The sequence below is a fragment of the Pseudomonas migulae genome, from assembly GCF_043225285.1.
GTDB classification, from domain to species: Bacteria; Pseudomonadota; Gammaproteobacteria; order Pseudomonadales; family Pseudomonadaceae; genus Aquipseudomonas; species Aquipseudomonas migulae_C.
The window spans coordinates 1662546-1687701 of sequence record NZ_CP171224.1; the positions used below are offsets into that span (position 1 = coordinate 1662546).

Annotated in this window: 22 protein-coding genes and 2 tRNA genes; 15 read left to right on the plus strand and 9 right to left on the minus strand. The window is 60.6% G+C overall.

Going from position 1 to position 25156, the window contains the following annotated elements:
- Positions 1–38: 38 nt before the first annotated feature.
- From murI to hemA, 5 genes are read right to left on the minus strand one after another with little or no spacing between them, the layout of a single operon-like run.
- Entirely contained in the window at positions 39–830 is a 792-nt protein-coding gene (gene murI / locus ACF6ZU_RS07700; protein ID WP_392891280.1) for a glutamate racemase, read from the minus strand.
- Positions 823–1578 (minus strand): molybdopterin-synthase adenylyltransferase MoeB, encoded by a 756-nt coding sequence (locus ACF6ZU_RS07705; RefSeq protein ID WP_392891282.1) that lies wholly within the window; start codon positions 1576–1578, stop codon positions 823–825. Before ACF6ZU_RS07705 ends, murI begins: the two co-directional genes overlap by 8 nt.
- Positions 1572–2402 (minus strand): peptide chain release factor N(5)-glutamine methyltransferase, encoded by an 831-nt coding sequence (gene prmC, locus ACF6ZU_RS07710; RefSeq protein ID WP_392891284.1) that lies wholly within the window; start codon positions 2400–2402, stop codon positions 1572–1574. Before prmC ends, ACF6ZU_RS07705 begins: the two co-directional genes overlap by 7 nt.
- Positions 2399–3478: a peptide chain release factor 1 gene (gene prfA / locus ACF6ZU_RS07715; protein WP_392891286.1), complete on the minus strand. Its 1080-nt coding sequence runs from the start codon at positions 3476–3478 to the stop codon at positions 2399–2401. The genes prmC and prfA overlap by 4 nt, the downstream gene beginning before the upstream one ends.
- The gene (gene hemA / locus ACF6ZU_RS07720; RefSeq protein ID WP_392891288.1) at positions 3475–4764 is read right to left on the minus strand and encodes a glutamyl-tRNA reductase; all 1290 of its coding nucleotides are present in this window, start codon (positions 4762–4764) and stop codon (positions 3475–3477) included. The genes prfA and hemA overlap by 4 nt, the downstream gene beginning before the upstream one ends.
- A 325-nt stretch (positions 4765–5089) precedes the next feature.
- Between hemA and ACF6ZU_RS07725 the strand changes: the two genes are divergently transcribed.
- The 8 genes from ACF6ZU_RS07725 (at position 5090) to ychF (ending at position 12007) form a co-directional block, all read left to right on the plus strand.
- A complete protein-coding gene (locus tag ACF6ZU_RS07725) occupies positions 5090–6814 on the plus strand; it encodes a tetratricopeptide repeat protein (RefSeq protein ID WP_392891289.1) in 1725 nt (574 codons plus the stop codon).
- Positions 6815–6818: 4 nt separating this feature from the next.
- A complete protein-coding gene (gene lolB / locus ACF6ZU_RS07730; protein ID WP_392891291.1) occupies positions 6819–7436 on the plus strand; it encodes a lipoprotein insertase outer membrane protein LolB in 618 nt (205 codons plus the stop codon).
- A gap of 2 nt (positions 7437–7438) precedes the next feature.
- On the plus strand, positions 7439–8290 hold the full coding sequence (gene ispE, locus ACF6ZU_RS07735; protein WP_392893739.1) for a 4-(cytidine 5'-diphospho)-2-C-methyl-D-erythritol kinase: 852 nt from the start codon (positions 7439–7441) through the stop codon (positions 8288–8290).
- A 36-nt stretch (positions 8291–8326) separates the two neighbouring features.
- Positions 8327–8401 (plus strand) — tRNA-Gln (locus ACF6ZU_RS07740).
- Between the two features lie 45 nt (positions 8402–8446).
- Complete coding sequence (locus tag ACF6ZU_RS07745; RefSeq protein WP_003208392.1) at positions 8447–9388, plus strand: ribose-phosphate pyrophosphokinase; 942 nt, start codon at positions 8447–8449, stop codon at positions 9386–9388.
- Between the two features lie 141 nt (positions 9389–9529).
- Positions 9530–10129 (plus strand): 50S ribosomal protein L25/general stress protein Ctc, encoded by a 600-nt coding sequence (locus ACF6ZU_RS07750; RefSeq protein WP_392891294.1) that lies wholly within the window; start codon positions 9530–9532, stop codon positions 10127–10129.
- Positions 10130–10299: 170 nt separating this feature from the next.
- The gene (gene pth, locus ACF6ZU_RS07755) at positions 10300–10884 is read left to right on the plus strand and encodes an aminoacyl-tRNA hydrolase (protein ID WP_008037207.1); all 585 of its coding nucleotides are present in this window, start codon (positions 10300–10302) and stop codon (positions 10882–10884) included.
- A gap of 22 nt (positions 10885–10906) precedes the next feature.
- Positions 10907–12007, plus strand: a complete 1101-nt coding sequence (gene ychF / locus ACF6ZU_RS07760) for a redox-regulated ATPase YchF (RefSeq protein WP_392891297.1) — start codon at positions 10907–10909, stop codon at positions 12005–12007.
- A gap of 99 nt (positions 12008–12106) precedes the next feature.
- On the opposite strand, the gene ACF6ZU_RS07765 is transcribed toward ychF, so the two are convergent.
- Positions 12107–13324 (minus strand): MFS transporter, encoded by a 1218-nt coding sequence (locus ACF6ZU_RS07765; RefSeq protein ID WP_392891299.1) that lies wholly within the window; start codon positions 13322–13324, stop codon positions 12107–12109.
- A gap of 965 nt (positions 13325–14289) precedes the next feature.
- Here ACF6ZU_RS07765 and ACF6ZU_RS07770 point away from each other — a divergent pair.
- Entirely contained in the window at positions 14290–15825 is a 1536-nt protein-coding gene (locus ACF6ZU_RS07770) for a methyl-accepting chemotaxis protein (protein WP_392893741.1), read from the plus strand.
- Positions 15826–16092: 267 nt separating this feature from the next.
- On the opposite strand, the gene ACF6ZU_RS07775 is transcribed toward ACF6ZU_RS07770, so the two are convergent.
- Together ACF6ZU_RS07775 and ACF6ZU_RS07780 are read right to left on the minus strand one after the other, a co-directional pair.
- Positions 16093–16443, minus strand: coding sequence for a hypothetical protein (locus ACF6ZU_RS07775; protein WP_392891301.1), 351 nt, complete (start codon positions 16441–16443; stop codon positions 16093–16095).
- Positions 16444–16884: 441 nt separating this feature from the next.
- Positions 16885–17793, minus strand: coding sequence for a LysR substrate-binding domain-containing protein (locus tag ACF6ZU_RS07780; RefSeq protein WP_392891303.1), 909 nt, complete (start codon positions 17791–17793; stop codon positions 16885–16887).
- A 226-nt stretch (positions 17794–18019) separates the two neighbouring features.
- Between ACF6ZU_RS07780 and ACF6ZU_RS07785 the strand changes: the two genes are divergently transcribed.
- The 6 genes from ACF6ZU_RS07785 (at position 18020) to ACF6ZU_RS07810 (ending at position 23621) form a co-directional block, all read left to right on the plus strand.
- Positions 18020–19138: an ABC transporter ATP-binding protein gene (locus tag ACF6ZU_RS07785; RefSeq protein WP_392891305.1), complete on the plus strand. Its 1119-nt coding sequence runs from the start codon at positions 18020–18022 to the stop codon at positions 19136–19138.
- Positions 19139–19153: 15 nt separating this feature from the next.
- Positions 19154–20074 carry an ABC transporter permease gene (locus tag ACF6ZU_RS07790; RefSeq protein ID WP_392891306.1) on the plus strand — a complete coding sequence of 307 codons (921 nt, stop codon included), beginning with the start codon at positions 19154–19156 and terminating at the stop codon, positions 20072–20074.
- On the plus strand, positions 20071–20880 hold the full coding sequence (locus ACF6ZU_RS07795; RefSeq protein WP_392891308.1) for an ABC transporter permease: 810 nt from the start codon (positions 20071–20073) through the stop codon (positions 20878–20880). The genes ACF6ZU_RS07790 and ACF6ZU_RS07795 overlap by 4 nt, the downstream gene beginning before the upstream one ends.
- A gap of 27 nt (positions 20881–20907) precedes the next feature.
- The gene (locus tag ACF6ZU_RS07800; protein ID WP_392891309.1) at positions 20908–21942 is read left to right on the plus strand and encodes an extracellular solute-binding protein; all 1035 of its coding nucleotides are present in this window, start codon (positions 20908–20910) and stop codon (positions 21940–21942) included.
- Positions 21943–22003: 61 nt separating this feature from the next.
- Positions 22004–23464, plus strand: coding sequence for an amidase (locus tag ACF6ZU_RS07805; protein WP_392891310.1), 1461 nt, complete (start codon positions 22004–22006; stop codon positions 23462–23464).
- 80 nt (positions 23465–23544) lie between these two features.
- Positions 23545–23621 (plus strand) — tRNA-Met (locus tag ACF6ZU_RS07810).
- A gap of 281 nt (positions 23622–23902) precedes the next feature.
- Here the strand turns inward: ACF6ZU_RS07810 and ACF6ZU_RS07815 are convergent.
- Positions 23903–25012, minus strand: a complete 1110-nt coding sequence (locus ACF6ZU_RS07815; RefSeq protein ID WP_392891312.1) for a DUF2817 domain-containing protein — start codon at positions 25010–25012, stop codon at positions 23903–23905.
- Positions 25013–25156 lie beyond the last annotated feature (144 nt).

Consider the following 25156-nt stretch of genomic DNA (forward strand, 5'->3'; position numbering starts at 1 on the left):
AAGTTCACCCCAATTACCCGTTTTCCCCAACAATTCCCTTACCTGTCGAAGCTTCTCACAACACCCGAGGTATTCCACAGGACCGGCAAGATATTTCTGAAATGTTCCGGATCGGCACTCGACCAGAATTGCGTGGCGCGAGCAGGTCCGTCAGCGAGTAATTCGCGCTCGGCCAACAGGCGTTGAAGCTGGCGGGCCACGGCGGCACCGGTGTCGATCAGGCTGATGTCACCAGGGATCATCTGCTTGAGCAACGGCTTGAGGAAGGGATAGTGCGTGCAGCCGAGGATGATCGTGTCGCAGCCTGCAGCGAGCAGCGGCCCGACATACCGCGCCAGCAGCTCGCGCAGTGTGGCGCTGTGCAAGTCGCCGTTTTCAATCAGCTCGACGAGGCCCGGACACGGTTGCGTGATTACTTGCACATCGGTGGCGAAGCGGTCGAGCAGCGCGGCGAACTTGGCACTCTGCAGGGTGCCGGTGGTAGCGAGCACGCCGACCACGCCGCTGCGGGTCGCGGCGGCCGCCGGTTTGACCGCAGGTTCCATGCCGACAATGGGCCATTCGGGATAGTCGCGACGCAAGTCGGCAACACCGGCGACCGTCGCCGTATTGCAGGCCAGCACCAAAGCCTTGGCGCCCTGCTCCTGGAAAAACTCAGCCATCACGCTGCAACGATGACGAATGAATTCCGGGGTTTTCTCGCCGTAGGGGATATTCCCGCAGTCGGCGACGTACAGCAGCGTTTCGTTGGGCAGCGCTCGCTGGATTTCAGCCAGCACCGACAGCCCACCGACGCCGGAGTCGAACACGCCTATCGGCGCTTCACGCATGTTTCGACCCACAGACGCTGCAACCCGGATCGCGCTTGACCCGCAACTCGCGGAAACGCGAGCCCAGGGCATCGATCAACAAAAGGCGTCCCACCAGCGGCTCGCCGAACCCCACCAGCACCTTCATCGCTTCCAGCGCCTGGAGGCTGCCGACCAGCCCGACCAATGGCCCGACAACACCGGCTTCACTGCACGTCAGTTCGGCTTCGCTGCCGTGCCCATATAAACAGTGGTAACACGGACTTTCCGGACGACGCGGGTCGAACACCGACAATTGCCCTTCGAGACGAATCGCCGCGCCGCTGACCAGCGGCTTAGCGGCGGCCACACAGGCGGCGTTGACCGCTTCGCGGGTGGAAAAATTGTCGGAGCAGTCGAGGATCAGGTCCACCGCCGCCACCGCAGCGGCCAGGGAATCTTCATCCAGCGCCGCGCGATGGGCGATCAACTGGATCTCGGGATTGATCGCGCTCAGCCGGCGAATCGCCGAGTCGACCTTGGTCAGGCCAACGCTGTCGGTGTCGTGAACGATCTGGCGTTGCAGGTTGGTCAGGTCGACGGTGTCGAAGTCCGCCAGGTGCAGTTCGCCGACACCGGCGGCGGCGAGGTACAGCGCAACCGGCGAACCGAGACCGCCGAGACCGACGATCAACACGCGGCTTTGTTTCAGTCGCAACTGACCGTCGATGTCGACGTGCTGCAACAGAATCTGCCGGCTGTAGCGCAACAATTCCTGATCATTCAGCACGGCAGGCGCCCCAGGCTGATCCGTTGGTGACCGCCCAGATCGGTGCGGCTGTGGACTTCTTCAAAGCCGCGGGCCTGCAACAAATCGCGCACGGCTTCGGCTTGATCATAGCCGTGTTCGAGCATCAGCCAACCGCCCGCTTCCAGATGATCCGGCGCCTGGGCGACGATCAGACGCAAGTCGTCGAGCCCGTCGGCACCAGCCACCAGCGCGCTGGCCGGCTCAAAACGCACATCGCCTTCGACCAGATGTGGATCGGTCGCTGCGATGTAAGGCGGATTGCTGATGATCAACTGAAAACGCTGACCTTCCAAAGCGCTGAACCAGTGGCTGCTCAACACGGTGGCATTGTTCAGGTGCAGACGCTGGCGGTTGCGCTCGGCCAAGGCCACGGCTTCGATCACGCGATCCACAGCGGTCACTTTCCAGACCGGGCGTTCGCTGGCCAGCGCCAGGGCGATTGCGCCACTGCCGGTGCCAAGATCGAGCACTTTCGCAGGCGTGGCCGGCAACAATTCCAGCGCGGCTTCCACCAGCAGTTCGGTGTCCGGGCGCGGGATCAGGGTGTGCGGCGCGACTTCCAGATCAAGTTTCCAGAAACCCTGCTGGCCGAGAATGTAGGCCACCGGCTCGCCGCCGCGACGGCGTTGCAGGTACTCGGCAAACTTCAGTGCCGCGTCGCTCGGCACGATGCGCTCCGGCCAGGTGTGCAGAAAACTGCGGGACTTGCCCAACGCTGCGGCCAGCAGCAATTCGGCATCCAGGCGCGCCGTCGGCGAGTCGGGCAGATCAGCGGCGCGCAACAGGCTGGCAATGATCGTCATTCGATGGCCGCCAACTGGTCCGCTTGATACTCGGCCAGCAACGGCTCGATCACCGCATCGACGCCACCCGCGAGGATTTCGTCGAGAGAGTACAGCGTCAGGTTGACCCGGTGATCGGTGACCCGGCCCTGAGCAAAGTTGTAGGTGCGGATCCGCTCCGAGCGATCACCCGAACCCACCAGCAACTTACGCTCGCTGGCGATGGCATTCGCTGCGGCGCTGGTCTGCTGGTCGTTGAGCTTGGCCGACAGCCAGGACATCGCCCGGGCGCGGTTCTTGTGCTGGGAACGTTCTTCCTGGCACTCGACGACGATACCGGACGGCAAGTGCGTGATGCGGATCGCCGAGTCGGTCTTGTTGACGTGCTGACCGCCGGCACCGGAGGAGCGGTAGGTATCGATCCGCAGGTCCGCCGGGTTGATCTCGATCGCTTCCTGCTCGTCCGGCTCGGGCAATACCGCCACGGTGCAGGCCGAGGTGTGGATGCGGCCCTGGGATTCAGTGGCCGGAACCCGTTGCACGCGGTGCGCGCCGGATTCGAATTTCAGCTTGCCGTAGACGTTGTCGCCTTCGACGCGGGCAATGACTTCTTTATAACCGCCATGTTCGCCCTCGTTTTCCGAGAGGATCTCCACCCGCCAGCCGCGACGCTCGGCGTAACGCGAATACATGCGGAACAGGTCGCCGGAGAAAATCGCCGCCTCGTCACCGCCGGTGCCGGCGCGGATTTCGAGGAACACGTTGCGTCCGTCGTTCGGGTCCTTGGGCAGCAGCAGGCGTTGCAGTCGGGCTTCGATCTCGATCAGTTGTTCCTTGGCTTCGCGGACTTCTTCCACGGCCATTTCGCGCATGTCCGGGTCGTTGTCCTTGAGCAGGGCCTGGGCACCTTCGAGGTCGCTTTGCACCTTGAGCAACTGTTTATAGGTGTCGACGATCGGCTCGACTTCCGCGTATTCCTTGGAATAGGCGCGGAACTTGGTCTGATCGGAAATGACCTCGCCGTCGCCAAGCAAGGCGGTCAATTCCTCGAAACGGTCCTGGAGGATGTCCAGCTTATTGAGCAGTGACGCTTTCATTGCGGTTTTTTATCCGAAAAGCTATCCGATGAGCCCTCACCGAGGGCAAAGAGTTCCTGGGCCATGGCCAGTGCGTCGAGGCGACCTTCGGCAGAGAGCTTTTTCAACTGCACGCTCGGGGCGTGCAGGAGTTTGTTGGTCAAGCCACGCGCCAGCTGCACCAGCACGTCTTCGGCGCTGCTGCCGTTGGCCAGCATCCGCTGGGCTTTCTGCAATTCTTCGTCGCGCAGGCGTTCGCTTTGCTGACGATAGGCCTTGAGCACGTCCACCGCCGCCAGTTCGCGCAGGCGGATCATGAAATCCTCGGCGCCCACCGAGACCATTTCCTCTGCCGCTTGCGCAGCGCCTTGACGGCTCTTGAGGTTTTCGGCGACCACTTCGTGGAGATCGTCGACGCTATACAGGTAAACGTCGTCCAACTCGCCGACTTCAGGCTCGATATCGCGCGGTACGGCGATGTCCACCATGAAGATCGGTTTGTGCTTGCGCAGTTTCAAGGCACTTTCCACCGCGCCTTTACCGAGGATCGGCAACTGGCTGGCGGTGGAACTGATGACGATGTCGCTGCGCACCAGTTCAGCCGGGATGTCCGAAAGCAATACGGCATGGGCGCCAAACTGCTCAGCCAGGATGCTCGCACGTTCGAGGGTGCGGTTGGCGACGACGATACGTTTTACGCCGAGCTCATGCAGATGGCGGGCGACCAGGGTGATGGTCTCGCCGGCGCCGATCAACAAGGCCTGGCTGCGTTGCAGGTCGCTGAAAATCTGTTTCGCCAGGCTGACCGCGGCAAACGCCACGGACACCGGGTTTTCACCGATGGCGGTGTCGGTGCGCACTTGCTTGGCGGCGTTGAACGTCGCCTGGAACAGGCGACCGAGCAGCGGGCCGATGGTGCCGGCCTCGCGGGCCACGGCGTAGCAGGATTTCATCTGGCCGAGAATCTGCGGCTCGCCCAGCACCAGCGAATCGAGCCCGGAAGCGACCCGCATCATGTGACGAACTGCCGCATCCTCTTCGTGCACATAACTGCTCGCGCGCAGCTCTTCGAGGCTCAAATGGTGATAATCGGCCAGCCAGCGCAGGATGATGTCAGCCGAAAGGTGATCCTGTTCTATATAGAGTTCACTGCGATTGCAGGTGGAGAGGATCGCAGCTTCGCGGCTGTCGGTGAGTCGGCAGAGCTGCTGCAAGGCCTCAACCAGCTGCTCAGGGGTAAAGGCCACGCGCTCGCGGACGTCTACTGAAGCAGTCTTGTGGTTAATACCGAGTGCAAGGAAGGCCATTCAAGGTCGCTGATGGTGACGTGAAGCCGGCAATTGTCCTACTTCGCCACAACGAGGACAACTACTCGATCTCTATTGGTCCGGTAGGTGGTGTCCGGGTTTGCGAGCGGTTCTCGTTTACACCATCCCCCTGTAGGAGCGAGCTCGCTCGCGATGGACGTTAACGATGACGCGGGCTGCCTGAATGTACGCCGCGCCTATAGGTTTTTCGCGAGCAAGCTCGCTCCTACAAGGGATAGTGCAAATCGAAGTGGTCGGCCGGTTATGTTTGGCCGAAGGCTTGTGTCATGATGATCCGACCGCAGGTTAGTCGTCCTCTTCCTATATGAATAGATCTTCCGCGTTGCTCCTCGCTTTTGTCTTCCTCAGCGGCTGCCAGTCCATGGCACCCGTTTCGTCGGACGGTACGCCGCCGGTCGAAGACAGCACTCCGGCCCCTGAAAAGCCCAAGGTCTACAGCTCATTCAGTGAAGAAACCGTCTTCAGTCTGTTGAGCGCCGAACTGGCTGGCCAGCGCAATCGTTTCGACATTGCGCTGGACAACTACGTGACCCAGGCCATCAACACCCAGGATCCGGGCATCTCCGAGCGGGCGTTCCGCATCGCCGAGTACCTGGGCGCCGATCAGGCCGCCCTGGACACCGCGCTGATCTGGGCGAAAAACGCCCCGGACGACCTCGAGGCGCAACGGGCCGCCGCCGTGCAACTGGCGCGAGCCGGGCGTTACGACGACTCCATGGCCTATATGGAGAAAGTCCTGCAAGGCAAGGGCGACACGCATTTCGACTTCCTTGCGCTGTCCGCCGCGGACACCGACCAGGAAACCCGCAACGGTCTGATGAAAAGTTTTGACCGTTTATTGCAGCGTCATCCGAACAACAGCCAGCTGATTTTCGGCAAGGCCCTGCTGATGCAGCAGGACGGCGACAGCAAAGGCGCCTTGACCCTGCTGGAAGACAATCCGCCGGACGACGGCGAAATCGCCCCGATTCTGCTGCGCGCGCGTCTGCTGCAAACCCTCGATCGCGGCGATGAAGCCTTGCCGCTGCTGCAGAAAAGCATCAAGAAGTACCCGGACGACAAGCGTCTGCGCCTGACTTACGCGCGCATGCTAGTCGAGCAGGACCGCATGGACGACGCCAAGGCCGAGTTCTCGAGCCTGGTTCAGCAGTATCCGGAAGACGACGAACTGCGTTATTCCCTGGCACTGGTCTGCCTGGAAGCCAAGGCCTGGGACGAGGCCAAGGGTTACCTGGAAGACCTGATCGCACGGGAAAGCCATGTCGATTCAGCGCATTTGAACCTCGGACGTATCGCTGAAGAGCGCAACGATCCCCAGGGCGCCCTGATCGAATACGCCCAGGTCGGCCCCGGCAACGATTACCTGCCGGCGCAATTGCGTCAGGCCGATATCCTCATGAACAACGGCAAGACCGCCGAAGCGCAAAGCCGTCTGGCGGCAGAACGCGATGAGCAACCCGATTACGCGATCCAGCTGTATCTGATCGAAGCCGAAACCCTGTCCGCCAACAATCAGGGGGACAAGGCCTGGAGTGTCCTGCACAAAGCCTTGCAGCAATACCCGGACGATTTGAATCTGCTGTACACCCGCGCCATGCAGGCGGAAAAACGCAATGACCTGGCGCAGATGGAAAAAGACCTGCGCCTGATCATCAAGCGCGACCCGGACAACGCGATGGCCCTCAACGCCCTCGGCTACACCCTGTCCGATCGCACGACGCGTTACGCCGAAGCCAAGGCGTTGATCGAACAGGCGCACAAGATCAATCCGGAAGACCCGGCGGTCCTCGACAGCCTCGGCTGGGTGAATTTCCGCATGGGCAACCTCGACGAAGCCGAACAATTGTTGCGCAAGGCGCTGGATCGTTTCCCCGATCAGGAAGTGGCCGCTCACCTCGGCGAAGTCCTGTGGGCCAACGGCAAGCAAAAAGAAGCCAGGCAAATCTGGGGCAAATTCCTCAAGGAACAACCCGACAGCCCCGTCCTGCGCGGCACCATCAAACGCCTGACCGGATCAGAGACTCTTTAAGATTATGTTTTTGCGCCACTTCATCGTGTTCAGTTTCATCGCCCTGCTCGCCGGTTGCGCGGGCTTCGGTGCCCGCGAATCCGTTCAGGGCCAGGGCGACCCGACCCAATGGCGCGAGCACAAACAGCAACTGACCAGCCTTGATGGCTGGCAGATCAACGGCAAGATCGGCATTCGCGCACCGAAAGACTCCGGTAGCGGCACGCTGTTCTGGCTGCAGCGACAGGATTACTACGACATTCGCCTCTCCGGCCCGCTGGGTCGCGGTGCAGCGCGGTTGACCGGGCGCCCGGGCAAGGTCTCGCTGGAAGTGGCCAATCAGGGACGCTATGACGCGCCGAATCCGGAGGTGCTGCTCGAAGAACAGCTCGGCTGGAAACTGCCGGTGTCGCATCTGGCCTGGTGGGTTCGCGGACTCCCGGCGCCGGACAGCAAGAGTCGTCTGACCCTCGACGGCAACAGCCGCCTGGCCAATCTGGATCAGGATGGCTGGCAAGTCGAATACCTGAGCTATGCCGAGCAAAACGGCTTCTGGCTGCCCGAGCGGATCAAACTGCACGGTGCCGACCTTGACGTCACGCTGGTGATCAAGGAATGGCAACCACGCAAGCTGGGGCAATGAACATGAGCGCCCCACGCCTGACCTTGCCCTCCCCGGCCAAACTCAACCTGATGCTGCACATCCTCGGCCGCCGTGAAGACGGTTACCACGAGTTGCAGACAATTTTTCAGTTCCTCGACTACGGCGATGAGATCACCTTCGCCGTGCGCGACGACGGGGTGATTCAACTGCACACCGAATTCGAAGGTGTGCCCCACGACAGCAATCTGATTGTCCGCGCCGCGAAAAAACTTCAGGAGCAATCCGGTTGTTCGCTCGGCATCGACATCTGGATCGAAAAAATTCTGCCCATGGGCGGCGGAATCGGTGGCGGCAGTTCGAATGCCGCGACGACTTTGCTCGGTCTGAATCACCTCTGGCAACTGGGTTGGGATGAGGATCGACTCGCCGCGCTGGGCTTGACGCTGGGCGCCGATGTCCCGGTTTTCGTGCGTGGCCACGCGGCTTTCGCGGAGGGCGTTGGCGAGAAACTTACCCCTGTAGACCCCGAAGAACCGTGGTATCTCGTGCTTGTGCCGCAAGTCTCTGTAAGTACAGCAGAAATTTTTTCAGATCCGTTGTTGACACGTAACTCTTCTCCCATTAAAGTGCGCCCCGTTCCCAAGGGAAACAGTCGAAATGACTGCTTACCGGTGGTAGCAAGGCGTTATCCAGATGTTCGTAACGCATTGAATTTGTTAGGTAATTTTACCGAAGCAAAACTCACCGGAACTGGAAGTTGTGTGTTTGGGGGCTTCCCAAGCAAAGCTGAAGCTGATAAAGTCTCGGCCCTTCTTACAGAGACCCTTACAGGGTTTGTAGCAAAAGGAAGCAACGTTTCGATGTTGCATCGCAAGCTGCAAAGTCTGCTCTAAAGGAACCGAGTACTGGGTACTCGTTGCAACAGATACAGGGGCGTCGCCAAGCGGTAAGGCAGCAGGTTTTGATCCTGCCATGCGTTGGTTCGAATCCAGCCGCCCCTGCCATTTTCTATACTCATCCAGGTTACCCTCAGCCTCTAGGTACTGCGCGTGTCCAAGATGATGGTCTTTACGGGGAATGCTAACCCCGATCTGGCTCGGCGTGTCGTACGTCAGCTGCATATCCCTCTCGGTGACATCTCTGTCGGTAAGTTTTCCGACGGCGAAATCACAGCCGAGATCAATGAAAACGTCCGCGGTAAAGATGTCTTCATTATTCAGCCGACTTGCGCTCCGACCAACGATAACCTGATGGAACTGGTAGTGATGGCTGATGCCTTCCGCCGCTCCTCGGCTACTCGTATCACTGCTGTTATTCCTTACTTTGGTTATGCCCGTCAGGATCGCCGTCCGCGTTCCGCACGTGTGGCTATCAGCGCGAAAGTCGTCGCTGACATGCTTACCGTAGTCGGCATCGATCGTGTTCTCACGGTTGATCTGCATGCTGACCAGATTCAGGGCTTCTTCGATATTCCGGTAGATAACATCTACGGCTCCCCGGTTCTGGTGGATGACATTGAAGATCAGCGCTTCGAAAACCTGATGATCGTGTCCCCGGACATTGGTGGCGTCGTGCGTGCACGGGCCGTTGCCAAATCCCTGGGCGTTGATCTCGGGATCATCGACAAACGCCGTGAGAAAGCCAATCACTCTGAAGTGATGCATATCATCGGTGATGTCGAAGGGCGTACCTGTATTCTGGTCGATGACATGGTCGATACCGCCGGCACTCTGTGCCACGCGGCAAAGGCCTTGAAAGAGCATGGCGCTGCCAAGGTTTTCGCCTACTGCACACACCCTGTGCTGTCCGGTCGGGCGATCGAAAACATTGAAAATTCCATGCTGGACGAACTGGTGGTGACTAACACCATCCCGTTGTCCGCTGCTGCTCAAGCCTGCTCGCGTATCCGTCAACTGGATATCGCGCCGGTTGTTGCCGAAGCGGTCCGCCGCATCAGCAATGAAGAATCGATCAGCGCGATGTTCCGTTAAGGGCCCTGCCCTTCTCGATCATCCCGTTGACGAAAAGCGCCCCGCCCCGGCATTCCTGTCGGGGCGGGGCTTTTTTGCCCATATCGCCTTTAGCGCTGGTCGCAAACGCTGGGGCGAATGTGGTTATTTTGGAGATACAACATGAACGATTTTACTCTGAATGCTGAAGTGCGTTCCGACCTGGGGAAAGGTGCGAGCCGCCGCCTGCGTCGTCTCGCAAGCCTGGTACCAGCTGTAGTTTACGGTGGCGACAAAGCCCCTGAATCCATCAGCATGCTGGCTAAAGAAGTTGCCAAACTGCTCGAAAACGAAGCGGCTTACAGCCACATCATCGAGCTGAACGTTGGCGGCACCAAGCAAAACGTCGTGATCAAAGCTCTGCAACGTCACCCGTCCAAAGGCCACGTACTGCACGCTGACTTCGTACGCGTAGTAGCTGGTCAGAAACTGACCGCTATCGTTCCAGTGCACTTCATCAACGAAGAAGCACCGATCAAGAAAGGCGGCGAAATCTCGCACGTGACTTCGGAAATCGAAGTTTCCTGCCTGCCGAAAGACCTGCCTGAGTTCATCGAAGTCGACCTGGCTAACGCCGAAATCGGTTCGATCATTCACCTGTCCGACCTCAAAGCCCCTAAAGGCGTTGAGTTTGTTGCTCTGGCACACGGCGATGACAAGGCTGTTGCCAACGTCCACGCTCCACGTGTTGCTCCAGAAGCTACTGAAGGCGCTGCAGAGTAATTCACTCTGTGATGCCGGAGTGACCAGGTAACATCGCGGACTGGAACGTAGCGAGAAAGCGGGCGAGAACGCGGAGTTTACATAATGGTAAATGAGCACTTGTCGTCCACTTTCGCCGCACACCCAGATTGCGGCGATGTTATCCACCACTCCAAGGAAGGGCCCCTATCGTGACTGCCATCAAACTGATCGTTGGCCTGGGAAATCCAGGCGCTGAATACGAACAGACCCGGCATAACGCAGGGGCCCTTTTTGTTGAGCGCATCGCGAACGCGCAAGGTGTGAACCTTGTGGCGGATCGCAAATATTTCGGCCTGACCGGGCGCTATTCGCATCAGGGTCAGGATGTTCGTCTGCTGATACCCACCACGTACATGAACCGCAGCGGCCAGGCCGTCGCGGCACTCGCAGGATTCTTCCGCATCAAGCCTGAAGAAATCCTGGTGGCGCATGACGAACTCGACCTGCCTCCGGGCGTTGCCAAGCTCAAACAGGGCGGCGGCCATGGCGGTCACAACGGGTTGCGCGACATCATCGCGCAACTGGGCAATCAGAATACCTTCTACCGCTTGCGGCTTGGCATCGGCCATCCGGGCGTAGCCAGTATGGTTTCAAATTTCGTCCTGGGTCGTGCGCCACGCGCCGAACAGGAAAAACTCGATGCCAGCATCGACTTTGCCCTCGGCGTGCTGCCGGATATCCTCGCCGGGGAATGGAACCGCGCGATGAAAAACCTGCACAGCCAGAAGGCCTGACTCTTATCCGAGGGGAAACACCATGGGATTCAATTGCGGCATCGTCGGCCTGCCTAACGTCGGCAAGTCCACCCTGTTCAACGCCCTGACCAAATCCGGGATCGCGGCCGAGAACTTCCCCTTCTGCACCATCGAGCCGAACAGCGGTATCGTGCCGATGCCGGATCCGCGTCTGGAAGCCCTGGCTGCCATCGTCAATCCAAAGCGCATCTTGCCGACCACCATGGAATTCGTCGACATCGCAGGCCTTGTTGCCGGCGCGTCGAAAGGTGAAGGCCTGGGCAACAAGTTCCTGGCCAACATCCGTGAAACCGATGCCATCGCCCACGTGGTCCGCTGCTTCGAAGACGAGAACGTGATCCACGTCTCCAACAGCGTCGACCCGAAACGCGACATCGAAATCATCGACCTGGAACTGATCTTCGCCGACCTCGACAGCTGCGAGAAGCAACTGCAGAAAGTCGCGCGTAACGCCAAGGGCGGTGACAAGGACGCAGTGGTCCAGAAAGGCCTGCTGGAGCAACTGATCGCTCACTTCACCGAAGGCAAGCCGGCGCGCAGCCTGATGAAGAGCATGGGCACTGACGAAAAAGCGGTGATCAAGGGCTTCCACCTGCTGACCACCAAACCGGTCATGTACATCGCCAACGTCGCTGAAGACGGTTTCGAGAACAACCCGCACCTGGACGTGGTCCGGGCCATCGCCGAAGATGAAGGCGCCGTGGTTGTTCCGGTTTGCAACAAGATCGAAGCGGAAATCGCCGAGCTGGATGACGGCGAAGAGAAAGACATGTTCCTCGAAGCCCTGGGCCTCGAAGAGCCTGGCCTGAACCGCGTGATCCGCGCCGGCTACGAAATGCTGCACCTGCAGACCTACTTCACCGCCGGTGTCGAAGAAGTCCGCGCCTGGACCGTCCGCGTCGGTGCCACCGCACCGCAAGCCGCTGGCGTGATCCACACCGACTTCGAAAAAGGCTTCATCCGCGCCGAAGTCATCGCCTACGACGACTTCATCCAGTACAAGGGCGAAGCTGGTACCAAGGAAGCCGGTAAATGGCGTCTGGAAGGCAAGGACTACATCGTGAAAGACGGTGACGTGATGCACTTCCGTTTCAACGTCTAAGTTTCAGGAAGCAGCAGCCGCCCAAGAAAAAGCCGCGTTTGATACGCGGCTTTTTTGTGCCTGAAATCCGGGCAACACCCCGTCTTGCAGGGGCGGTGTTCAGGCCTTTCTGGTTCTCGGCAGGAAGATCGCCAACACCCCGAACAACGGCAGGAACGAGCACAGGTAGTACACGTATTCGATGCCGTGAATGTCCGCCAGATGCCCCAGCAACGCCGCGCCAATCCCGCCGAAACCGAACATCAGCCCGAAGAATACGCCGGCAATCATTCCTACATTGCCCGGCACCAGTTCCTGCGCATACACCACGATGGCCGAGAACGCCGAGGCCAGGATGAAGCCGATCACCACGCTCAGGATGCTGGTCCAGAACAGATCAACGTGCGGCAGGATCAGGGTGAACGGCGCAACGCCGAGGATCGAAAACCAGATCACCGCCTTACGCCCAATCTTGTCGCCAATCGGTCCGCCGAAGAACGTCCCCGCCGCCACCGCCCCGAGAAACAGGAACAGGTGCAGCTGCGAACTGGCCACCGAGAGGTCGAATTTCTCGATCAGGTAGAAGGTGAAGTAACTGGTCAGACTGGCCATGTAGAAATACTTGGAGAACACCAGCAGCCCAAGCACCACCAGCGCACTGATGACCCGGCCCTTCGACAAGCCATGGGTGGCGGCCTGACCTTGCTTGAGCTTGAACAGGTTCAGGTGATGGGCGTACCAGCGGCTGATCCGGTAGAGCACGAATAGCGCAAACACCGCGAACAGCCCGAACCACGCGACATGGCCCTGGCCGAACGGAATGACGATTGCCGCCGCCAGCAACGGACCGAAGGCCGAGCCCGCGTTACCGCCGACCTGGAAGGTCGATTGCGCCAGACCGAAGCGCCCGCCCGAAGCCAGTCGGGCGATGCGCGAAGCTTCCGGGTGAAAGGTCGACGAGCCAATGCCGATCAACCCCGCCGCCAGCAGAATCAACGGGAAGGTGCCGACCACCGACATCATCATGATGCCGATCAAGGTGCACACCGTCCCGGCCGGCAGCAGCCACGGCTTGGGATGACGGTCTGTGTGGTAACCGACCCACGGCTGCAACAGCGAAGCGGTCAATTGGAAGGTCAACGTGATCAGGCCGACCTGGGTGAAGGTCAGGCCATAGTTGGCCTTGAGCATCGGGTAAATCGACGGCAGCACCGACTGAATCAGGTCGTTGATCAAATGCGCCAGCGCAACGGCGCCGATGATGCGCATGACCAGCGGGCTGCTTTGTGAAGTCGCGGACGCCGGCGTTGTGCCGGTCTGGGCATTGCTGATAGCCATGGGAATTTCCGTACAGCAGATGGGTGCACACGGGCAGGTGCGTCAATGTGCCATTTTTCAGTGCAACAGCGCCATCCCCTTAGCCAGCTAACGAACTAATTCCCTCTTCCTCCCCCTGTAGGAGCGAGCCTGCTCGCGATGGTCGTTAACGGTGACGTGTATTTTCTGAATTAACGCAGTGCCTGTACGCGCATCGCGAGCAGGCTCGCTCCTACAGGTATACGCCGGTAATAGCCCATCGCCATGGTCTGAATCTTGCCTTGTTTATCACCTTCAACGCGGCGCCCTTACAAAGGGCACCGAGAATGGGAAGTTTCGCTACAGAGTCGGCCTACAGAGCTGGCGAGGGTGAACTTTCGAGGCCTTTAAAAAGGGCACGAGTCGCGGTCGCAACGACTTCGACGCACGCCATTGGTGCGTGGTGTCCACAGGAGTCATGGGGCATGCAGGCTTTTTTATCTCCGGGGATCGGGCTGCTGGGGCGTTTCGGCTTCGCACGCAAATTTCAGCTGTTGTTTCTACTGTTTATCCTGCCGCTCGCGGGCAGCCTGCTGATGATCGGCCAGGACTATCGCGCCAAACTCAACCTGATCTCCGGCGAGCGTGCCGGGGTCCGGCAACTGCTCGCACTGGATGCGCTCGATAACCTGCTTGCCGCCCAGCGTGACCGCGCCGCGCGCTGGCGCGCCACCGAAACCACTCGCCAACCGACACCGGCCACTCTCGCCGCGATGGCCGCGTTCGATGCCGTGCAGCCGGCCGTTGCCCAGGCCACCACGGACCTTGGCAACGCCTTGCAGACCGAAGGTGCCGAGGGCGAAACCCTCACGCGCTATCAGGCGCTGCAAACCGCGTTGAATGGCCTCGACTCGAAAAGCCTGAGCGGCGTCGGCTGGTGGCCGGATGGTTACGACCGTTTCACCAACGCCTTGAGCGCCCTGCAAGCCCTGCGTGAACAGATCGCCATGGACAATCGCCTGACGCTCGCGCCGTGGCTGGAAACCTACCTGCTGACGCAGATCTCGACGCAGCACGCGCCGGACCTGATCGAGCGCGTCGGCCGTCTGGCCAGCGTTGGCCAGGCGTCGGTGGTGTCGGGGCAATTCACCCTGCAAAGCCGCCTGCAACTGCGCGACCTGCGCAGCCGCATTGGCGATGCCCGCGAACAGCTGGTCAAAACCGCGACCCTGCTGGAAGCCCGCCTGCCGAGCGCCTTGCAGGCCTGGGCCGGGCAATACCACGACAGCCTCAAGCACCTCGACGCCGAGCTGAAAGTGCTCGATGACGGCGTGTTTGGCGGCAGCATCAAGCTCAAGCCCGAGGAGTTCGAACACAACCTGGACGCCCTGCTCACCGATCTCGCTTCGTTGCGCCAGCAGTCGCTGGTCTCGCTGGATCTGCGTCTGGATTACTACCACGGTTCGGCAATTCGTCAGTTCATTCTGGTGGCCGTGATTTTTGGTTGCCTGTTGCTGGCCGCGTTGTACCTGTTCATCTGCTTGCAGGCTTCGATCCGTCGTAGTGCCAGCGGCATCACCTTGTTGGCCGAAGCCTTGCGCGATGGAAACCTGAGCCTGCAAGTGCCGGTCGAGGGTCGTGACGAACTGGCGGCGATCAGCACCGCACTCAACGTGGCCGTGGTGCAACTGCGCAACAGCCTGTTGGGGGTCGATCACGAAACCTTGCAGCTGAGTAACGCGGTGCGCACGCTCAACCATCATTCCAGCGGTGCGTTGGGTGAGGTCGAAGCGCAGCAATTGCAGATCAGTCAGATCGCGGCGGCGGCCACGCAGTTGGCCGCCACGTCCCAAGGCGTCGCCCAAAGTTGCGAACAGGCCTCCGGCAGCGCCCAGCACACCCACCGCATCGCGGCCGACAGCAGCCGCGACAGCCAGCGCACCACCGCGAGCATTCAGCAGCTCAATCAGCGCTTGAATGACACGGCGGCGGCACTCGGGCGAGTCAGTGAACAAGGGCAGCAGATTCAGTTGGTGGTCGACACCATTCGCGGTGTCGCCGAGCAGACCAACCTGCTGGCGCTCAACGCCGCCATCGAGGCCGCGCGTGCCGGTGAACAGGGCCGTGGCTTTGCGGTGGTGGCCGATGAGGTGCGCAGCCTGTCGCAACGCACCCAATCGTCCACCGCGCAGATCGCCGGCACTGTCGATAGTTTGCGCAACACGGTGAATGAAGCCGTGAGCCTGATGGAAGCTGCCTGCGGCCAGGCGCAATCCGATGCGGAGGCGGTCACTGGTCTTGGCGAGCGCCTGGGGGAAATTGCCAGCGCTGTGCAGAGTGTCACCGATACGCTGGCGCAGATCGCCACGGCGGTCGACGAGCAAGCGACGACGGCGGACGAAGTCAGCGGCAACATCCAGCAGGTTGATCAGGCGGCGGTCCGTTTGCTGGAAGGGGCGCGGGCGGTGAATCAGGCGGCGGATACGTTGAGTCAGGGTAGCAAGGCGTTGAGTGATAACACGGGGCGGTTTCGGTTGGGCTGAGGGCTTTGGGGGCATATCCGTTTCTTCGGTAACGGCCGCTATTGGTTTCGCCCTTACGGCGAGTTACTTGGAGAAACGGAACGCCGCCCGGCGCCAAGTAACCAAGCGCTTTTGCCCCTTTCGTTCGGTGCCTCGCCTAGGCTCGGCATGCCCTCGCTCCGGTCCTGCTCCGTGGGCCCGCCGCCATCGGCCATCCATGGCCGGGGGCGTGTACCGCAAGATCAAAAGCCAAGGCGAGCTAACGCTCGGCCTGATGAGTGGTGAAAGTCAAAAGCGCATGCGATCCCCTGTAGGAGCCAGCTTGCTGGCGAAAAACGCCCAAACAACGCGTTCATTCAGACAGCCCGCGTCATCGTTGACGTCCATCGCCAGCAAGCTGGCTCCTACAATTTCGACGGTGTGAACCCCATCATCTGTAGGAGCGAGCCTGCTGGCGAAAAACGCCCAAACAACGCGTTCATTCAGACAGCCCGCGTCACCGTTAACGTCCATCGCCAGCAAGCTGGCTCCTACAGTTTTGACCGTGTGAACCCAATCCCGTGTAGGAGCCGGCTTGCCGGCGAAAAACGCCCAGACGCTGCATTCACCCAGACAGCCCGCGTCATCGTTGACGTCCATCGCCAGCAAGCCGGCTCCTACAGGGGAATGGTGTACATATCCGGAATGAGGTCGCAGCCAAAAGAACAACGCGGTCGACCAAAGAGCCAGGTCGGCTTTAAGGCCGCCTCGGCGGCTGTGGCGGTGGTCGCCCCCTCGAGAGGCCGAGCGCAGGTTCTGCGCAGTGGGCAACCCGGCATGGATGCCGGGTTAGCCGCCCCCGGCCATGGATGGCCGATGGCGGCGGGCCCACGGAGCAGGACCGGAGCGAGGGAATGCCGAGCCTAGGCGAGGCACCGAACGAAAGGGGCAAAAGCGCTTGGTTACTTGGCGCCGGGCGGCGTTCCGTTTCTCCAAGTGACTCGCCGTAAGGGCGAAACCAATAGCCGCCATCACCGCAGCAACGGATATGTACTCCACCCAAAGCAAAAAGCAAAAAGCTGAAAATTTCATCGCCAGCAACTAGACAGGCAAAATCACCGCCTCCGGAAAGTCCCGCTCCAGCTCAATCTTCAACCACTGAATAAACCACGAAACATCCGCCGAAAGCTCAGCAGACGGCGTCAACACCCGATAACTCTCCAGCTTGACCTCCGCATCCAGCGCCCGCACCAGCGCGCCGCTTTTGAGCTCCTCCCGAACCAGCACTTCATTGGCCAGCGCAATACCCTGCCCGCTCTCGGCCACCGACAGCGCATGGTCATTGTTGACGTAGAGCATGTCCGAAGTGAGGTGCACATCCAGCTCATGGGCGGCAAACCACAGGTTCCACCATTCACCGTCATCCACATGAATCAGGTTGTGCTTCACCAGATCAGCGGGACTCTCGATCGGCGCTACGCTGGCGAGATAATCGGGAGTACAGATCGGAAACACCCGCGGGCGAATCAGGCTCTCGCGGGAATGCGCATATTGCCCGTCCACGCCGTAGACAATTCCCAGGTCAGCACTCTTGCCATCGACATCGGTGAAGGTGGAGTTGGGCTCGATGGCGAATTTCAAGCCCGGGCGCAAATGCCGCATGGTTTCAATACGCGGCATCAGCCAGCGCTTGGCAAAGCCCGGCACCACCATGATCCGCAGCCAGCGCTCGGCGTCCCTGGGGCGCGCCTCCTTCCCGGCCTCGATCATCAGCTGCAGGGCGGCCGCGATCTTGCGGTGATATTTCTCGCCCGCCAGCGTCAAGGTCACCCCGCGCGAGGTGCGCTCGAACAGTTGGATGCCCAACCATTCCTCCAGCAACTTCACATGCCGACCAATCGCAGGCTGGGTCACGTGCAGCGCCTTCGAGGCCTCGACGTAACTGCCCAGACGGGCCGCCGCATCGAAGGCACGCACCGCATTCAGTGGCGGTAAACGGTGGTCAGGCATGGTTCCGGACACCTTTTGCTATTAAATTATTTAACAGGTCGTATGTTAAAATTGAAGTTTCGCCCCTGCAACCCCTCACTGATAATCGAAGCACAGCAAAACAAAAAACAGCTGGCTCACAACACCCGAACACATCTCGATCCTGCCCAAAAAAATAATATCCATGGCCCGACGGCGCAGCTGACATCAGCGCATCCGCAGGCGATGGGGGAATCGGAGGTAACGCATGAATGCTGTGCATTCGCTGCAAACACTGGCGGTGTCCATCCGCTCGGTACGCAAAGTCTACGGAGATCCACAGTCCGGTCCGGTGGCGCTGAAAAGCATCGACCTGGACATTCGCGACAACGAATTCTTCACCCTCCTCGGCCCTTCCGGCTGCGGCAAAACCACACTCTTGCGGATGATCGCCGGGTTCGAGTTTCCCACCGAGGGCGAGATTCTGCTCTACGGCGAAAACATCGCCGACCGCCCGCCGTTCGAGCGTCCGGTCAACACGGTGTTTCAGCATTACGCGCTGTTCCCGCACATGACCATCGCCGAGAACCTGGCCTTCGGCCTCGAATCGCACCCGATGGGCAAGGTGATGAGCAAGACCCAGGTCGCCGAGCGCGTGCGGGAAATGCTCGCGCTGGTGCAGATGGAACGCTTCGCCGCACGCAGGCCGGCGCAACTGTCCGGCGGCCAGCAACAACGCGTCGCCCTCGCCCGGGCACTGGCACCGCATCCCAAAGTGTTGTTGCTCGACGAGCCGCTGTCGGCCCTCGACCTCAAGCTGCGTCAGGCCATGCGTGAAGAGCTGAAAACCATCCAGGCCAAGACCGGCATCACCTTCATCTTCGTCACCCACGACCAGGAAGAAGCGCTGACCATGTCCGACCGCATCGCCGTGCTGTCCGAAGGCGAAGTGCAACAGGTCGGACGCCCGGAGGACATCTACGAACGCCCGCGCAATCGCTTCGTTGCGGACTTCATCGGCGAAACCAACTTCATCGAAGGCACGGTCACTCGTGTGGAAAACGGCCAGGCCTGGTTCGCCGGACCCGCCGGGCATCCGCTGCCGGCACAGCCTTGCAGCGATGTTCAGGTCGGCGCCAACGTCGCACTCTCCGTGCGCCCCGAGCGTCTGCACCTGGTGCCAAGCAACACCAACGGCGCATTGCCGTGCCGGATCGAGGCACAGATCTACCTCGGCACCGACCTGCAATATCAAGTCAGCCTCAGCGACGGTTCGCGCCTCACCGTGCGCACGCCAAACAGCGTCGACCGCAGCCTGCGTTTCGCTGTCGGCACACAGGCCGGCCTGTTGTTCGACAGCGGCAGCGCCAGCGTCCTGCACGATTGAGCCCGAGGATTTGCCATGCACGCCTTACCGATCGCCAACACCCTGGAGCGCCGCAAGGCCTTCCAGAGCTTTCTCGGGGTCAGCCCGGCGCTGATCGCCATCGGCCTGTTTCTGATCGTGCCGATCCTGATTGTCATCGGCTATTCGCTGATGGAAGCCAACCCCTACGGCGGGGTCAATAAAGTCTTCAGCAGCGACGCCTACACCTCGTTGCTGTTCGAACGGCAACTGGACGACAGTCTGGCGTTCGCCGACTCCTACCTGATGATCGCCTTGCGCTCCATCGGCATCGCCGGACTGACGACGATCATCACGCTGCTGATCGGTTTTCCGGTGGCGGTGTGGCTGGCGATGCAGCCGGCCAACCGCCGCGGCTTGCTGATTTTCCTGATTACCGTGCCGTTCTGGGCCAACCTGCTGATCCGCACCTACGCCTGGATTCTGCTGCTGCGCAACACCGGGGTGATCAACAACAGCCTGATGGGCCTCGGGGTCATCGACCAGCCGTTGCAACTGCTCTACACCGACGGCGCGGTGCTGCTGGGGCTGGTTTACACCTACGCGCCCTTCGTGGTGCTGCCGATCTACGCGACGCTGGAGAAGATGGATATCCGCCTGCTGGAGGCCGCTCAGGACCTCTACGCCGGACGTCTACGCACCTTGCGCAAAGTGGTGCTGCCGATCGCCAAGCCGGGGATTCTTGCCGGCGCCATCCTCACGTTCGTACCTTGCCTGGGCGCGATGATCGCTCCGGAATTGCTGGGCGGCGGTACACGGATGATGCTCGGCAACCTGATCTTCCGTCAGTTCAGCGATGCGCGTAACTGGCCCTTCGGTGCCGCGCTGTCCCTGGTGTTGATGGCGGCAGTGATGCTGGTGCTGACGGTGTATGCCTTGCGCGCCGAGCGCCAGCGCATCGCGAAAGGAGGTGCATGATGTTGCGTCTATTCAAGCGAAACGGCCTGGGTGTGCAGGATTTCCCTGGCTTCGGCGGCTTCAGTTTCCTGTTCTACCTGTACCTCTACGCGCCGATCGTGGTGCTGGTGGTCTTCTCGTTCAACGCCAACCAGTCCGCAACGGTGTGGACCGGCTTCAGCCTCGACTGGTACCGCGCGGCATTCGCCAACCAGGCTCTGCGCCAGGCGGCCGGCAACAGCCTGCTGATCGCCGTGTGCGCCAGCATGATCGCCACGGCGATTGCCACCCTCGCCGCCCTCGGCACGTCGCGGGGCGCCAAGTTCAAGGGCCTGCAGCTGTCGATGGGCGCGATCATGTTGCCCCTGGTGCTGCCGGAAATCGTGGTCGGCGTCGCCACGCTGGCGCTGTTCTCCACCCTCGGCGTGTCCCTGGGCTACGGCAACCTGATCATCGCGCACACGGTGTTCTGCATTCCGTTTGCCTACCTGCCGATCCGCGCGCGCCTCAATGACATGGACCTGTCCCTGGAACAGGCGTCGGCCGACCTCTACGCCGGGCCGTGGCGGACGTTTCGCAAAGTCACCCTGCCGCTGCTGATGCCGGGGATTTTCTCCGGGCTGATGCTGGCCTTCATCGTCTCGCTGGATAACTTCGTGATCTCGATGATGGTCTCCCAGGCCGGCACCACGACCCTACCGATCTTCATTTTCGGCCTGTTGCGCATGGGCGTGACACCCGACGTCAACGCCGTCTCGACCCTGATCCTGGGCGTCTCGGTGCTGTTCGTCAGCCTCTCCTACCTGCTGGGCAAAAAGAACACCTGAACCTTCTACGTACTGTGGGGAAATAGCATGAGCAAGTTGATTGCAAGCATCGGGACCTCGTTGTTACTGACTTTGGCCGGCAGTGTTCAGGCCGCGGAAAAACTCAACGTGGTCAGCTGGAGTGGCTACTTTTCGCCGGAGATCCTCGCCAAGTTCCAAAAGCAGACCGGCATTGAAGTCACCGTGGATTCCTACGATTCCAACGAAACCTTGCTGGCCAAACTTAAACAGGGCGGCGCGGGTTACGACGTAGCGATTCCGTCGCACCAGTTCATTCCGATCCTGATCAAGGAAAACCTGCTGGAACGCTTCGACCCGGTCAACGAGCCCTACTACGCCGGTGTTGTGGATAACTTGAAAAAACCGACCTGGGATCCGGAAGGGGCGTATTCCGTTCCGTTCATTTGGGGCACTACCAGCGTGGTGCTGGACACCGCACGCTACAAAGGCCCGGCCGACAGCTACAAAGTGCTGTACGAGCCGCCGGCGGAATTGCAGGGGCGGATCAACATGTTCGACTCGGCCAGCGAAGTGATCGATGTCGCCAGCCTGTACCTGAATATCCCGCTGTGCAGTGAAGACCCCAAGCAGATGCAGCAGGTGCTGACACTGCTCAAGGCACAGAAGCCGTTCGTCAAAACCTACAGCTCCAAGGCCGGCTCGATTCGCGAGAACCTGGCCGCGGGTGAAGTCGACATGTCGATGTTCTGGGGCGGTTCGTCGATGCGCGCCCGGGAAATGAAACCGAGCCTGAAATACCTCTACCCGAAAGAAGGCGTGCTGGCGTGGGTCGACAACATGGTGATCCCGACCGGCAGCAAGAACCCGGCGAACGCCAAGGCGTTTATCGCGTTCCTCAGCCAGCCTGAAAACGCCGCGATGACCCAGAACTTCCTCAAGCACCAAAGCCCGATCAAAGGGGTGGAACCGTTCCTCGACGCCAGCCTCAAGGACGCCCCGGAGCTGCACATTCCCGAAGGCACCCAGGTGGTGTTCAGCAAGACCTGCGGCGAAGGCGCGATCCGCCTGGCCGACCGTCTCTGGACCAGCCTGATGCGTTGATTTCTGCCGCCCCGTCGCGGTGACGGGGCGTTTCTCCAGCCGTCCGAAAGGCAGCGTTGCAATGACTTCTAATAACATCAGCGAACTGGTCCTGCTGCAGGCCCATGAACTCGCCGAACGCATCCGCCTGCGCCAGGTTTCCTGCCGGGAAGTGATGCAGACTTACCTTGCCCACATCGATCGCTTCAACCCGAAGGTCAACGCACTGATCAGCCTGCAGTCACCGGAAGACCTGCTGGCCCAGGCCGATGCTCGCGACGCGGAATTGGCTCGGGGCGAATACCGTGGCTGGATGCACGGCCTGCCCCATGCGGTCAAAGACCTGTCGCTGACCCGTGGCATCCGCACGACGCTGGGTTCGCCGCTGTACAAGGATTTCATTCCCGACCGCGACGGCATCATGGTGGAGCGGCTCAAGGCCGCCGGCGCGATCATCATCGGCAAGAGCAACACCCCGGAATTCGGCCTCGGCTCGCAAAGCTACAATCCGCTGTTCGGCGCCACCGGTTGCGCTTACGACCCGAGCAAAACGGCGGGCGGCAGCAGCGGCGGCGCAGCGGCGGCACTGGCGATGCATCTGGTGCCGGTGGCCGATGGCAGCGACATGATGGGTTCGCTGCGCAACCCGGCGGCGTTCAACAACATCTTCGGTTTCCGTCCGTCCCAGGGCCGCGTGCCCTTCGATGACAGCGCCGACCTGTTCATCGATCAGCTGGGCTACGAAGGGCCGATGGCCCGCAGCGTGCGCGATGCCGCGTTGCTGCTGTCGGTGCAGGCGGGTGCCGATGCTCGGGCGCCCTTGTCCATCGCCGAATCCGGCAACACCTTCGCCGCGCCGCTGGAGCGCGACTTCAAGGGCACTCGCCTGGGCTGGCTCGGGGATTTCAACGGCTATCTGCCGATGGAAAAAGGCATTCTCGAGCTCTGCGAAAAAACCTTCGCCGACTTCGAAAGTATCGGTTGTCACGTTGAAGCGGTGCAGCCGGAATTCGCCCCGCAACAGCTGTGGAGCAGCTGGCGAACCTTGCGTCACTGGATGGTCGCCGGCTCGCTCGGCGCGACCTACGCCGACCCGCAGAAACGCGCACTGTTGAAACCGGAAGCCTGCTGGGAAATCGAACACGGTCTCAAGCTGTCCGCCAGCGACGTGTTCAAGGCCTCGGTGGATCGCAGCAACTGGTACCGGGCGATCTCACGGTTGTTCGAGAAGTTCGATTACTTGCTGCTGCCCAGCGCCCAGGTGTTCCCGTTCGATAAAACCCAGCCATGGCCGACATCGATTGAAGGCGTGAGCATGGACACTTATCACCGCTGGATGGAGGTGGTGATCCCGGGCACCTTGTCCGGTTGCCCGGTGGCGAACGTGCAAGCGGGGTTCAATTCGAACGGTTTGCCGATGGGCCTGCAAATCATCGGCAGGCACCAGGCCGACTTCGCCGTCCTGCAACTGGCCCACGCTTACGAACAGGCCACTCGCTGGTTCCAGCGCTGCCCTTCACCGCTGTTGACGGAGGGATTTTGATAAACGGTTGATAGCGTAGATAAATTTTTTAAAAAAGCGCTTGACGCATATTCGTTTCCCGCGAATAATGCGCGCCACTTGGCTACATAGCTCAGTTGGTTAGAGCATAGCATTCATAATGCTGGGGTCCGGGGTTCAAGTCCCTGTGTAGCCACCAAGTACTAAAAACGGCTTACCGAAAGGTAGGCCGTTTTTTTATGCCCACAGAAAAGTACACGGCTGCTTTGCCCAACGCAGAACCTGTAGGAGCCGGCTTGCCGGCGATGAGGACCTCAAGCCTTGCATCGAATGAAAGACCGTCATCGCTGGCAAGCCAGCTCCCACAAAGTCATGTGTCGTACGTAAATTCTTCGGCAAACACAAAACCTGTAGGAGCCGGCTTGCTGGCGATAGCGGCCTGACAAACACCGCAAAATCCCCACCCGGCCACGCCCCCCGTCAGAAACGCATCGACGCCAACGCCGACAATCCCCGCTCCCAGATCTGCCACGTGCGCAACCAGACCATCGCCTGCCAGTCACTGTCGGCAGGATAGAACTGCTCCAGCAGATTCAGTTTGATCTCGCGCCCCACCGCATCACTTGGATTGCCATGCAAATGCAGCCAATGGTCGTCACGCAGATGGCGATGCACCTCGGCGCCCGGATAAGTCCCGCATTCGATCACGAAAGGCATCAGTCGCACCCGCGGCAGCGCATCGATCAGCGCTTGCGAGGTATAGCCAGTGGCAGTCGCTGCCACGCCGGTTTCACTCAGCGTATCGGCACCGGTCAGCAGCGTGTAGAGCCACGGCCCGTAGATGGCCTGCGCCTCCGGCAGCGCCGGATAGGCCGACTCGGTGATGGTCAGTAACATCGGATGACCGTATTCCCCGGCACCGGTGTGCAAGTCGAAACACATCGCCGCCTCGGCATGGGCAACGTGCTTCTGCAGGATCTGGTGCAACGTTCGGTTCGACCAGCTCGGTGCCCGCCCGCCGTAGAACAGGCCGTCGGGATGACGGTGCTGACCGCCCTCGACAATCGACATCACCGCCGGCCAGCCGTGTTCGCGGATCTGCGCGTCGAGCAGCGCATCGGCGCGATCCCGCCCGGGGCCTCGCAATTCGGTACAGGCATAGATTTCATGCAGCCCGTCGTAGGCACGGTTGTCCGGCAACGCACGGTCGAAATTCAGGTGATTGCGGTTCAGATCGATGTTGTCTTCGTTGACCCGACGCAGCCACGCCGTGCCCCAGGGATTGATCAGGTGGACGAACACCACCGCGACATCGGCCGGCAGCGAGCGCTTGCCCAACTCCTGCATCCATTTGACCTGGCATCCCGAGCCATAGAAGCCCTCGACCCCGTGAGTGCCGCTCAGCGCGATCAGCAGGCGTTTGGCGCGTGGATCACCGAGCACCGCCACATCGGTGCTCAATGCTTCGCCAAACGGCCCTTTGAGCGGGTGCGGGTACTCGGTCAATGTGGCGCCGACGGCATTCGCGGCGGCCAGAAACTGTTCGCGCAGGGAGCCATAGCCGGGCTGCGCGGGAAAGTCGGTCTGCATGTCTGCCTCTTGTTGATGTTCAGGCCTGTCTGTTCCTCACGACCCTACAGAAAATCCCTCACTGGATGAAGGACAAAAACGCCCGACGGTTTGCGTCACTTGCTGTCCGCCGATAAAGTCCCTTGATCCTTTCCCACGGACGGA

Excerpts from the sequence above, each read along its gene's own strand:
- murI (WP_392891280.1), bottom strand. The coding sequence starts at position 830 with ATGCGTGAAGCGCCGATAGGCGTGTTCGACTCCGGCGTCGGTGGGCTG.
- prmC (WP_392891284.1), bottom strand. The coding sequence starts at position 2,402 with ATGACGATCATTGCCAGCCTGTTGCGCGCCGCTGATCTGCCCGACTCG.
- prfA (WP_392891286.1), bottom strand. The coding sequence starts at position 3,478 with ATGAAAGCGTCACTGCTCAATAAGCTGGACATCCTCCAGGACCGTTTC.
- hemA (WP_392891288.1), bottom strand. The coding sequence starts at position 4,764 with ATGGCCTTCCTTGCACTCGGTATTAACCACAAGACTGCTTCAGTAGAC.
- ACF6ZU_RS07725 (WP_392891289.1), top strand. The coding sequence starts at position 5,090 with ATGAATAGATCTTCCGCGTTGCTCCTCGCTTTTGTCTTCCTCAGCGGC.
- lolB (WP_392891291.1), top strand. The coding sequence starts at position 6,819 with ATGTTTTTGCGCCACTTCATCGTGTTCAGTTTCATCGCCCTGCTCGCC.
- ispE (WP_392893739.1), top strand. The coding sequence starts at position 7,439 with ATGAGCGCCCCACGCCTGACCTTGCCCTCCCCGGCCAAACTCAACCTG.
- ACF6ZU_RS07750 (WP_392891294.1), top strand. The coding sequence starts at position 9,530 with ATGAACGATTTTACTCTGAATGCTGAAGTGCGTTCCGACCTGGGGAAA.
- ychF (WP_392891297.1), top strand. The coding sequence starts at position 10,907 with ATGGGATTCAATTGCGGCATCGTCGGCCTGCCTAACGTCGGCAAGTCC.
- ACF6ZU_RS07765 (WP_392891299.1), bottom strand. The coding sequence starts at position 13,324 with ATGGCTATCAGCAATGCCCAGACCGGCACAACGCCGGCGTCCGCGACT.
- ACF6ZU_RS07770 (WP_392893741.1), top strand. The coding sequence starts at position 14,290 with ATGGACAATCGCCTGACGCTCGCGCCGTGGCTGGAAACCTACCTGCTG.
- ACF6ZU_RS07775 (WP_392891301.1), bottom strand. The coding sequence starts at position 16,443 with ATGGACGTCAACGATGACGCGGGCTGTCTGGGTGAATGCAGCGTCTGG.
- ACF6ZU_RS07780 (WP_392891303.1), bottom strand. The coding sequence starts at position 17,793 with ATGCCTGACCACCGTTTACCGCCACTGAATGCGGTGCGTGCCTTCGAT.
- ACF6ZU_RS07785 (WP_392891305.1), top strand. The coding sequence starts at position 18,020 with ATGAATGCTGTGCATTCGCTGCAAACACTGGCGGTGTCCATCCGCTCG.
- ACF6ZU_RS07790 (WP_392891306.1), top strand. The coding sequence starts at position 19,154 with ATGCACGCCTTACCGATCGCCAACACCCTGGAGCGCCGCAAGGCCTTC.
- ACF6ZU_RS07795 (WP_392891308.1), top strand. The coding sequence starts at position 20,071 with ATGATGTTGCGTCTATTCAAGCGAAACGGCCTGGGTGTGCAGGATTTC.
- ACF6ZU_RS07800 (WP_392891309.1), top strand. The coding sequence starts at position 20,908 with ATGAGCAAGTTGATTGCAAGCATCGGGACCTCGTTGTTACTGACTTTG.
- ACF6ZU_RS07805 (WP_392891310.1), top strand. The coding sequence starts at position 22,004 with ATGACTTCTAATAACATCAGCGAACTGGTCCTGCTGCAGGCCCATGAA.
- ACF6ZU_RS07815 (WP_392891312.1), bottom strand. The coding sequence starts at position 25,012 with ATGCAGACCGACTTTCCCGCGCAGCCCGGCTATGGCTCCCTGCGCGAA.